The organism is Vibrio rotiferianus CAIM 577 = LMG 21460, from assembly GCF_002741985.1.
Lineage (GTDB): Bacteria > Pseudomonadota > Gammaproteobacteria > Enterobacterales > Vibrionaceae > Vibrio > Vibrio rotiferianus.
Window position 1 is genome coordinate 284386 of the sequence record NZ_APHW01000014.1, and the last position, 12427, is coordinate 296812.

At 44.2% G+C, this 12427-nt stretch carries 4 protein-coding genes; 2 read left to right on the top strand and 2 right to left on the bottom strand.

Annotated features, from left to right (window positions below; all coding sequences use genetic code 11):
- Window positions 1–42: 42 nt before the first annotated feature.
- Window positions 43–4467, bottom strand: a complete 4425-nt coding sequence (locus B853_RS07650; protein WP_128826840.1) for a Calx-beta domain-containing protein — start codon at window positions 4465–4467, stop codon at window positions 43–45.
- A 387-nt stretch (window positions 4468–4854) separates the two neighbouring features.
- Between B853_RS07650 and B853_RS07655 the strand changes: the two genes are divergently transcribed.
- Together B853_RS07655 and B853_RS07660 are read left to right on the top strand one after the other, a co-directional pair.
- Complete coding sequence (locus B853_RS07655; protein ID WP_038887667.1) at window positions 4855–6168, top strand: TolC family outer membrane protein; 1314 nt, start codon at window positions 4855–4857, stop codon at window positions 6166–6168.
- Between the two features lies 1 nt (window position 6169).
- On the top strand, window positions 6170–6787 hold the full coding sequence (locus B853_RS07660; RefSeq protein WP_038887665.1) for an OmpA family protein: 618 nt from the start codon (window positions 6170–6172) through the stop codon (window positions 6785–6787).
- 68 nt (window positions 6788–6855) lie between these two features.
- Here the strand turns inward: B853_RS07660 and B853_RS07665 are convergent.
- Window positions 6856–12427: choice-of-anchor K domain-containing protein (locus B853_RS07665; protein WP_128826841.1), on the bottom strand; the 5572-nt coding region annotated here is incomplete at its 5' end.

Below are 12427 nucleotides of genomic sequence, written 5' to 3' on the forward strand. Positions count from 1 at the left end.
TTAAAGTCGATTAAAAAGAAAACGGAGCTGCGCTCCGTTTTTTTATTCTCTTAGTTGTTCAAGGTTGCTAATGAGACTGTTCGCAATATCAGCGGCAGATGCTCCATCAAAGTTAACTTCGAGTTGTTGACCATCTTTGTTAATAGTCAAGGTCGAGTTAATCCCACTTTCGGTTACTGATACCGAAACATCATCAACTTGCCCAGCATAATCACCAGAGCTCAGATCATCTAACAAGATAGATAGATCGTATTCTGTGACGCCATCAAACAAGTCCACAAAGTCTAAAGAATCTCCGTCACCAAAATCAGTCACTGTATCTGTGGCATCATCCATTTCTGTCCATTTAAAGACATCGTTACCACCTCCACCGGTAAGCAGATCGTCGCCAAGTCCACCAATCAAGATATCATTACCATCCGTACCAACCAACGTATCATCTTGGTCAGTACCTTGAACTATGTTGTTAGCTTGCATTGACGCTACTTGGACAGCAGAAGCTTCTACTGCGTCTACAGAGACATTAGAGAACTCGATATCAACTGTTGCAGTATCAGTGCTTGTGAGCCCTCCTGAATCGACTGCTTGATAGTCAAATGAATCATTTACATTATTGAAGCTGGTAATCTGTGTACCTACTAATGTAAAACTCGCTTTATCACTCGCGCTGTCGGTCTCTGGGAATAAACGAATTTCGTCAAAGCTACCGCTACTAATGGCGACCGTAGCAAAGCCCTGTTGGTTTCCGGTAAATACAATGTCATCAGTTTGAATAACCTGGGTCTCAGCTAGAACTCCGTCCATGTAAAAATAAACGTTTATCCATGCAGCACCACTATTGAAGCGGTCATTCAAGCTTGCCAAATTTAACCTTGCTTCTTTCGCTTCAAGACCGTCATCGAGATCAATGGCAATGAATTCACTGGTACTGATTTCATCACCCTGTCCAGTCTCTCCAGGTGACACGACAACTAAGCCTACTTGTTGAGCAGCAAAATCAACTTTGATCTGAGCATTATTTACAAAATCACCATTGCTATCGATTGTCCCTCCGTAAAAGCTCAATCCATTCACATCAACTGAATCAGCTAGGAAGTCTTTGTCAAATTCATCCAATAGATCTTGGGAGTCAAAACTCTGTTCATCAAAAAAGTCTTCCGTAAGTCGATACTTAACCTCTGTATCTTCGTATAATTTGCTAGAGGAATCATTTATAAAATCTTGATCTATAATGACTTCTCGATTGTTTTCATCTACAAAGAAAAGCTCACCAAATGAAGGAAGTTCAATGATTTCGATTTCTATATCCCCATCGTTCGCAGTTACAGCGTCATCCTCCAAATCTTCTACTCTTTGCAGTCCAGCGCCAGTTACGCTGTCAAAATCAACATCTTGAACAGGAAAGATTCCGTCTTCGATATCCAACAAAATACCAAAATCACGTACCGTCGGCGGTGTGTTGGGAAGATCATCATCAACAATAGTTGCCGTGCCTTGGACACCTCCCACGTTTAAGAAGAAGGTCTCGTCCGGCTCATCGATGGTGTCAGGCACTGTGCCAACCGTTACGGTAAACTCATCCACACCAGCTGGCACTATGATCTGTTGATTCACCGGATCGTACGTCACTCCATTGTTGAATGTGAGATTGTCGAGCGCTTCATCGTAATCGTCTATGGTTGCAGTACCATTGAGCAAGCCAATATCAAATGCGGTGCTTGTCGCGCTGGTATTACTCAACTTAACCGTAAACACCGCATCATCACCTTCCGGTACGCGTGTATCACCTGTCGCTAAGTCAATCCCCACCTCGATGACAACAGGCGGTGGAACAGGTGGTTCATCGTCATCTACGATGGTTGCAGTGCCCGCAACACCACCCACGTTTAAGAAGAAGGTTTCATCTGGCTCATCTATTGAGTCTGGTTCCGTACTAACTGCAACAGTAAACTCATCTACACCTGCTGGCACTATGATCTGTTGATTCACCGGATCGTACGTCACTCCATTGTTGAATGTGAGATTGTCGAGCACTTCATCGTAATCGTCTATGGTTGCAGTACCATTGAGCAAGCCAATATCAAATGCGGTGCTTGTCGCGCTGGTATTACTCAACTTAACCGTAAACACCGCATCATCACCTTCCGGTACGCGTGTATCACCTGTCGCTAGGTCAATCCCCACCTCGATGACAACAGGCGGTGGAACAGGTGGTTCATCGTCATCTACGATGGTTGCAATGCCCGCAACACCACCCACGTTTAAGAAGAAGGTTTCATCTGGCTCATCTATTGAGTCTGGCTCCGTACTAACTGCAACAGTAAACTCATCTATACCTGCTGGCACTATGATCTGTTGATTCACCGGATCGTACGTCACTCCATTGTTAAATGTGAGATTGTCGAGCGCTTCATCGTAATCGTCTATGGTTGCAGTACCATTGAGCAAGCCAATATCAAATGCGGTGCTTGTCGCGCTGGTATTGCTCAACTTAACCGTAAACACCGCATCATCACCTTCCGGTACGCGTGTATCACCTGTATCTAGATCAATTCCTACCTCGGTAACAACAGGGGGGGGAACTAGTGTGTCATCGTCATCTTGGATTGTCGCTGTGCCTGTCACCCCACCCACTTGGAGGTCGAAGGTTTCGTCCGGCTCATCGATGGTGTCTTGCGTGGTATCCACTATTGCAGTGAACATGGTGACGCCCGCTGGGACGGTGATTTGTCCGGTATTAGCGTCATAGGTCACGCCATCACTGAACACGATATTGGACACGTTTGTATCGTAATCATTATCACCTGCCGTGCCATTGAATAAGCCAATCGCATAAGTTTGGTCGCTGCTGCTGGCATTACTTAGCGTCACTTTAAACTCAGCGGGTTGGCCTTCGGGGACTGTATCACCAACCAAAGCGACATCGGTAATAGTTGGCACACCATCATCATCAATAATGGTCGCTGTGCCAGTCACTCCACCGACTTGCAGGTCGAAGGTTTCATCTGGCTCATCGATGGTGTCTTGCGTGGTATCCACTGTTGCAGTGAACATGGTGATGCCCGCTGGGACGGTGATTTGTCCGGTATTGGCGTCGTAGGTCACGCCATCACTGAACACGATGTTGGACACGTTTGTATCGTAATCATCATCACCTGCCGTGCCGTTTAACAAACCAATCATGTAGGTTTGATCGCTGCTGCTGGCGTTACTTAGCGTCACTTTAAACTCTGCGGCTTGACCTTCGGGTACGGTCTCGCCAACCAAAGCGACATCGGTAATAGTTGGCACACCATCATCATCAATAATGGTCGCTGTGCCAGTCACTCCACCGACTTGCAGGTCGAAGGTTTCATCTGGCTCATCGATGGTGTCTTGCGTGGTGTCCACTGTTGCAGTGAACATAGTGACGCCCGCTGGGACGGTGATTTGTCCGGTATTGGCGTCGTAGGTCACGCCATCGCTGAACACAATGTTGGACACGTTGGTGTCGTAATCATCATCACCTGCCGTGCCGTTGACTAAGCCAATCGTGTAAGTTTGGTCGCTACTGCTGGCATTACTTAACGTCACTTTAAACTCAGCGGGTTGCCCTTCTGGTACGGTCTCCCCAACCAAAGCCACATCGGTAACCGTAGGCATATCATCGTTATCAACGATAATTGCCGTTCCCTGAACAGGAGTCTGCTGTGCTGTGGTAGTCCCGGATAGCGTAAACGACTCATCACCTTCAGTGATGTCGTCCTCTATAGTAGGGATAGTAAGTTGTAGTCCGCTTTCACCGCTAGGTAGAGTAACGATCAGCTCCCCTTGTGGACCTAGTTGAGGGTTTACAACCGTGCCATCTGGAAGAGAAATTTCGACCAACAGACTATCAAAGTCCTGTCCATCAAAAGCAGTTCCATCATTGAGAATAAGTGTTAACTCAGTATCCTGGCTACCTGGTTGATCTAAGGTAATATCAAATACAACATTTTCACCCTCGTTAATAGTTGGACTACTAATATCTTGAATCACCGGAAGGGTAAGTAATTCCCCTGATTGGAAACTTTGGAAAAGTTCTAGTAGAGATAAGATTTGTGTATTTGAAAGTACTCCGAAACCACTAGCGTTAGTCTCAAACAAAGTTGCGGCCAGACTTTCAGCCCCAGTTCTGTCAATTGCTCCCGTCACTTGAGGACTTGAACCCAACCCTTCACCTGCAGCCGGATTAAATTCTTCTCCAAGTTCTGCAGGATCAAGACCTTGTGCAATCGCTTCAAATACTTGTTGAACATCTGATGTGATATCTTGGGTTGTGCCGTCTCTTCCCACTCTTTGTATTGTCACATCATTCGGTTGAGAAAGCTCTTGAATAACCAGTTCTCCAGATAATGGAGACTCGCCATTTTCTAGTTGCTTAATGTTGCCATCAAGGCCAATAACTACTGTCGTACCTAACAAGGTACGTAAATCGATTTGTCCCATATTTACCTCGCCTGCCCTTGGCTTAGTCAAATATTTGTCACCCCAATATTTACGACTATAGTTTAGTCAAATCATCGTTTTTTCGCTGTTTTAACCTTGCTTAATCCACCTTTGACTTTAAGGGGCGAAGTCAAATTAGTGGCTCAAGCAAAAAAGCTCTTGAAACGACTATCTTATTAATAGTTAGAACCTTTTTGATTAACTTTAAACAGGAAAGATCCGTTGCATATGCTATGGTTTACTTAAGGAATAAGCAGCATTTGGTGATAAATGCCTAGGCATAACAGTAAGTTGAGAATTATGTTCTTACTCGTTGTTATTTGTATCTGTCGGTCTTAGATTTGAGACAGGCCCGACAATACTTATCCATATTTTAGGAGAACTACTGTGAAATGGACTCAACTAACCATCGCTTGTTGCAGTGGCCTAATTGCATCGTTTTCTGCGTTTGGGCAAACACTAGAACAGGCTGTGGCTCTTACATTGAAAAACAACCCCGACATTAAAAGTGCATTTAACGAATTCACCAGTAGGAAATACGTCAATGATGCATCTTCAGGAGCGTATCTTCCGAAGGTTGATCTTGATGCTGGCATCGGGTACGAGGGGATTGATCCTGCTGATCTTGACCGTAGTGAAACCGACTTAACAAGAAAAGAAGCATCAATCACGCTAACGCAACTTATTTGGGATGGTTCTTCCACACTCAATGACATTGATCGTACTGCGGCCGATGCCGAATCTTTGAGGTACCAACTACTTGCCGATGCTTCAGACAAAGCACTCGAAGTAACAAAAGTCTATCTTGATGCCGTGAAAGCATACGAAATATTAACGCTTTCAGAAAACAACCTAGCCGTTCATAAAAAGATATATGTAGACATTAAAAAGCGTGTTACCTCCGGGATTGGATCTACTGCAGACCTCACTCAGGTTGAAGCTCGCTTGGCAAAAGCCCATGGTAACTTGGCTGCCGCTCAGAACAATTTGTATGACTCACATACTATGTTCACCCGATTAGTTGGACAGACTCCGCAAGGACTCATTTTCCCAAGAGCAGACGAGAACTACCTACCAAACACAGTTGATGATGCTGTTGGAGAAGCGTTTGACCAACATCCTGTTATTCAAGTTGCGATTGCCGATGTCGATTCAGCCAAGTTTCAGTACAAGCAATCAAAAGGCGTCAACTACCCTACACTTTCGTTGGAGGCATCCCAAACCTGGCGAGATGATGCAGGAGGCATTGAAGGCAGCAGTGATGAGACCACTGCAATGTTGAGAATGCGCTACAACCTGTACAACGGTGGTAGTGACGCTGCAAACAGTGAAAACTTCGCCTACCAATTGAATAAAGCAAAAGACTTGCGTGAAAGTGCTTATCAAAACGTGGAAGAAGGATTGCGACTTTCTTGGAGTGCGCTTGACTTAACTCTGCAACAAAAAGAGTTTCTTGCCGACCATGTAGATTCCGCAGCAGAAACCGTTATTGCCTATGAGAAGCAGTATCGGATCGGTAAGCGAACGTTATTGGATTTACTGAATACAGAAAACGAACTGTTTCAGGCACGAAAAGACTACTTAGATGCAAAATATTCAGAACAATACGCTAAATATCGAGTGATGAATGCCACGGGAGAGTTATTGAATGCTTTACGAATTGATGTCCCTCAAGAATGGTTAGAGAAAGTGGAGTATTAATATGAAAGCGTTATTACTAGGTCTTTCAGTACTTATTATCTTCGGCTGCAGTTCTAGCAATGAAACTGGAGATGAGTATGATTACATTCCAACACCTATAGCTGATCAGTCCGCCGATCAATTGGATGATGATCAAGATGGTGTAATCAATCATAGGGATTTATGCCCAGGAACACCTATTGGTTCAGAGCTTGATAATGATGGGTGTGGAGAGTACGCAAAATCTTCACAAAAAATGCAAATTAGAGTGTTATTTGCGAACGACTCCGACGCCATCAACCCAATTTTTGCAAAACAGATTAGTGACCTGTCGAACTTCCTGAAAGAGTACCCAAGTACATCAATAGAGCTTAAAGGCTACACAAGCATCACGGGTACTGACGAACACAATTTAGATTTGTCGAAAAGACGAGCTGAGAATGTGCGCCAAGAACTTATTAAAAATGGCATTTCACCTGACCGCTTAAGGATAGTGGGTTTCGGAGAAACAAAATTGGCTTCTTTCGGTACCGATGAGATCAGCCATGCTCTAAACAGACGGGTTACAGCCACCGTCATTGGCTACAAAGGCGAAGTGAAACAGGAATGGACTATTTTTACCGCACTTCCTAAAAGCTAAAAGTACCACTAGATCAACAAAGGGGCTTGTCATTAGCCCCTTTGATTTATTTTTGCCAACAAGTGTAACTAATCGCTATGTTTAAGCCCACCTTGTTCAAATAAATAAGCAGTTAAATCTGCAGCACTCAAACCATCGAACTCAATAGACATTGACTTACCGTCTTGATTAATCGTTAACGCCGCCCCTGTTTGTGAATCCTCAATCGAAATTACACTTTGCAGATTGTCATCAGGAATCGTATCCAACAACTCGGAGATATCGTTGAAGGTGACACCTTCCAAGACTTCGGACAAATCAAGAATATCCTCATCGACAGTGAAATCTTTAATACGGTCAACAGCGCCATTTTCAACATCTACCCACGCAAAAATATCTGCACCATCATCACCAATTAGAATATCGTTTCCTAGACCACCAACTAAGATATCATTACCGCTACCACCCGAAATGGTATCTTCACCGGCCTCGCCTAATAAGTAATCATCACCACCTCTGCCATACAGAGTATCATCATCATTACCGCCACGAATACCATCAGAGCCATTGTCTGAACCCCAGATAGTATCGTTACCATCTCCACCATAAGCGGCTAAGTTACCCCCTTGGCTAGTGACAACATCATCACCAGATCCCAGATTTACCGTATCAGTCACAGGTTGAACTTCACTTTCTACACTCTGTAGCAGGGCTCCATAAGAATCATGAATCGTCTGCGTTGTACTCATAAAGTCTGCGTTTTCGAAAAAGCTTCGATCTGGAGTAGTACCATTTTCATTTGGAAGAGAACTACCCGTATCGATAACGTAGTCTCCTTTACCTATACCAAAGTCTATTCGGTCATTACTGTCACCGCTGCTAACCCTGATGTTGTCGGTCAATTCAACTTTTTGCTGGAACGGGCCTTGAGCTCCTATCGCACCATGACCACCTAGTGAGTAAGTAAAGTTCGCCGAGTTATTAATTGGCTGAGTAAGTTCAAAGGTATCATTGCCGCCGCCACCGAGGTGAACGACCTGCTGCGTTACCGAAACTGGTATCTGAATGCTAGTTTCTGCTGAATGATTGTTGCTCACTTCCGTCGCTATGGCGGATACATTCAAATTAAACTGTCCAGACTGACTAAACTTAGCTTCAAGTGAAGTTAAGTCCCAGCCAGTAATATCGACAGGAACTGATTCTACGGTTATCTCATTGTCTGCACCATCACGTAATACCGTTCCAATCGGCACATCATCAAGTTGGATAGTTAGTCGTTCAGAGTGGTCAGCATCTACTAAGGAAGCGCTAATTTCACTTAATGCGATGAATGCTCCTTCTTCACCTGTATTCAAAGTCTCTTTGATAACAATGTCATCAATGATAATACCTAGAGTGTCTGAGCCCTTCGCTTCAAACATCACTCGATAGTTGCCAGAATCCTCAATTGGTAGTTCGATGTTTTCGAGAGTTTGATAGGTATAATCATATTCATGGAAATCAAATACTGTGACTTCAGAACTTAAAATAGGGCTGCCAGAAGCGTCAAGCTTGTATAACTTAACTACCATATCTGATGCATGGTAGTCACCACTGCGAATAGCCGCTTCAAAGTCCAATGTATATTGGGCACCAGCTCGGCAGGTGATATCTGTGAATAGATCTTTGTCCCCATTCCGGCCTTCCAGCTCCAGTACCTGGTTGGTGGAATCACCATCTCGATAAGTTCCTTCAGTACCTACTTCGACTTTACCGCCACTATTGCTCGTCTCCCAGACGCCAACGGTTCCACTTCCAGAAACTTTATCAATATCGACGTTGGCCACAGTACCGCGGACACTAACATCTTCAAAATCAATGGCCGCAATAGTTTTGCTAGAAATTACTTCTAAATTAGGCGTATCCGCTACAGCTACGATCTCAACATCTAAGGTATTTGACGCGCCAGTGTTGGTCGTGTAAGTGATTGTTGGAACATCCCCACTCCAATGCTCAGTAGGCGTAAATGAATAGCTACCGTTTTCATTGAGAACGAAAACCCCTTGATTGCCGAATGTGTACTGTGTGCCAGCGTCAAACGAGCCGTCTACCCCTTCAATCGAGTAGGTATCGACTAACAACGTAGAATCTATATCCTCGTCGTTCGATAACACGTTGCCAGTCGCAGTATGATGCTCATTAGCTTTTGAAGAATCTTTATCAGTAACTGTCGGAGAGTCGACCGCTTCGACTTCAATATTCAGTCTTGCTGATGCACCAGTATCTGTCACGTACGTAATGGCAGGTACATCACCATTCCAATTATCCGCAGCCTCAAACAAAAATTGACCATTGGCTTGGACTGTAATGAATCCCCCTTCAATAGCGACTCGGCTTCCAATCGAGTGCACTGTATTAGAGCCAGCAATTGAGAACTCAGATACAGACTGAATAGTATCCCCATCATTATCTAAAAGGTTACCCGATATGTCCTGTCCCTCAGTCGTCTTGACAGCATCGTCTAACGCCCTAATTTCTGAAGCATTAATCAGATTAAAGTCAATACTAATTGTTGCTTCAGATTGTGAGCCATCAGTATCTTCTAGTGTATAAGTGAACGACTCGACCGCATCTTCTGGAATCGCATTATGTGAAGTGTTGATTACATACTCATAAGTACCGTTTTCGTTCAACGTTAATTGACCATATTGGCCTTGTAGAGCTAGGCCAATTGCACCTACAGTGCCAGTACTGCTTCTAACAGACACAACGGAAACATCATCTTGCGCGATCTCATCTGGGCCAAAACCGTTATCTTCATAAACATTACCGGATAAAGAAGGCTCAGAGTAATTGCTATCTGGGACAAGTTTAATGGCAAGATCGTACGATGTGTCCTGGTTCTCAGAAGTATTTATTGAGGTAACGACATTACCGTTAACATCCTTGAAGCCAACAACTTCTACAGAATATTCCTTACCATCAAAGTTAAATGTCGCGGCTGTACTTGTAATGGTCACTATATCGTCACCGGTACCGCCGTCATTTGGTGTCTCGTTATGACCAAACTCGATGTCCAGTTCGACTAGTTGACGGTTTCCATAAGTATCAACCAACTCAAAACTTACAGATAACGTTGCTCCTGTAATCGCCGTTCCAGAGCTGATCGGGTTATTAAAGTGAGTAAAAGTCCCCAGAATAACGTCTTCATTTAACGGAAGCTCACCATTCAGCCCCAAATCATTGTCAATAAATCCGTAACCTGATTGAGGGTCATTGTCATCGGTAATACCCCAACGAAGCTGGTCATTGGCGCTATCATTGTCATTACTATCGAAAACGTAGGTGTTTGTACCACCTACTACCGAACTCCACGCAGCTTCGATGCCGCCGACACTAAACGAGTCGAGCACGACATCAAGTGTATGTGAGTCGTCTCTTGCAACAGGAGCAGAATCTGCAATGTCGACTTGGATGGTATGCCTTGTACCATTCACGTCTACATGGAAACTATCTTGGTCACTGATTTCGTCAGAATGATCACGTTGAGGTGGCTGATATATAATCTTGCCATCTTGTAATTCTACAACTCCACCAAGTTCGGTGTTAATAGATGTCACACCATCTGGGAAAGTAAAACCACTCGGTAAACCAACAAGCTCTAACTCTTGACCTTCCACAGACTTGAATTGAGTCAGTGTTTCGTTGTCCGTTATGTCTATTCCCGCACTGTGATCACCAATTTGGATCTCGTAGTGCTCTGTCGACTCAGTTTGGAGATCATCCACAGTAGGAATAGTGATACTAAACGAATCAACACCTTTAGGTACAATCAATGAATTAGTTATAGCGTCATAGGTTACGCCGTCACTAAAGATGACGCTTGCAAAGTCTATATCTTGGTTGTCCGTTGTAGTCGACCCAAAACCAAACTTTACAGGATATTTGTACTGCGTAGCTGTAGTTGAATCTAATGAAATGTCGAAGACTAAATTCGCCCCTTCCTCGATACTACTTGATTGTACGTCAATAGTAGCGATTAATGGTTTTGGTGGTAAATTCCCCTCTAGACCATCTTTATCTAAAGTTACTTGTGACTCGTTACTGTAGTTTCCTGAAGAATCAACAACCTTGTAGTCAAATGTGTCTTCTTGAGGCTCTGCCTCGATATATTTCAACTCCCAGTTACCATCACCTTCTGTGGTGATATCAACTGAGGCAATCAGTTTTCCTTCTGGTGAATCAAATACAAGTTCTTGGAACAAAGCTGTATTCCCATCTTCGCCCTCAGGTTTAGTATATGTAATCCTTTTGGATGAACCATCATCATACTTGACAACGAATACTGCGTAGCTGTCATTAGAACCATGGTCGAACTTGCCACCCAATCCATCTAGTCCGATATTTAAGGCATCTACTGGTGTGTTACCAAAATCAATCTTTATGACCTCTCCAGAGTTGATTCCGCTGTTACCACCAACACCAATACCGTAACCAACATGGTTTGCATCTGGGTCACCGCGATACTGTGTAAGCAAGCCATCGTCTGTACTGATCGTAATAATGCTACCATTACTCAATGTCATCGTTCTTACGCTGCTAGCGTTACCATCCGATGACTCACCCCAGTTGTAAAATTCAGTCTGACTAGAGTTAAACTCTTGGTCAAAAGAATCTTTTGTTCCAAGCAAGAACCCTATGTTGTCAGAATCTGGCTCATAATAAATGCTGTCTGGGTTGTAAGGCGTACCTTGTTGAAGAATTTCACCCGTCACGTCATCCACGATATGCAGATCCGTTGATTTGATTTCTACAAACTCAGTATCACTGACTTTTAGGAATAGCTTTCCGTCATCAGGAAGCTCTGTAACGACAATATTTAGAGGCGTTTCAGATAGGTCATCTTCTTTATCTGAAATATGATCATCATCATTTTCTACATTATCGAAGTTTGTGTTGAACACAACCTTCGTTTTGCCTGTTGTGCTGATAGTTTCAGTAAATGACTCGGATTGTGGTGGATGACCACCATCATCGATTGTCGCGTTCGCTTTGTCACCGCCATCTGGAATAGTTGCGCCTTCGCCAGCCACAATCTGACCGACTAAGCTCTCTAAACCTTCAATCTCTGCGTCGTCTTTTGGTGTGACCACCACGGAGATGCTCTCAGCACCGGTAAGAGTCAGCTCGATGCCCTCGTCGAACAACGCCTTAAGTGCATCGCCTGTGTAGGTCGTGTCACCAATCTTGACCGAATCGATATCGTCGAGATCAACCGAGTCCGCCATGCTGGTATCGAACTTGAAGGTGACCTTAGCTGGTTCGCCTTCTTCTTCTGTGCGTGAAATAGCAAACGAAGCCGTGCTTTCACCTTCCACTGCAGCAGCGTCCACCGTCTTGATTGACACCTCCGTCACTTCGTTACGGTCAACGGTTTCATCATTGATGGTGGCGTTTGCTTTGTTATTACCCGGTAGGATCGTCGCGCCTTCGCCAGCTACAATCTGACCGACTAAGCTCTCTAAACCTTCAATGTCAGCGTCGTCTTTTGGTGTAACCACCACGGAAATGCTCTCTGCACCAGTGAGGGTTAGCTCGATGCCCTCGTTGAACAACGCCTTAAGTGCATCGCCTGTGTAGGTCGTGTCACCAATCTTGACCGAATCGATATCGTCGATATCA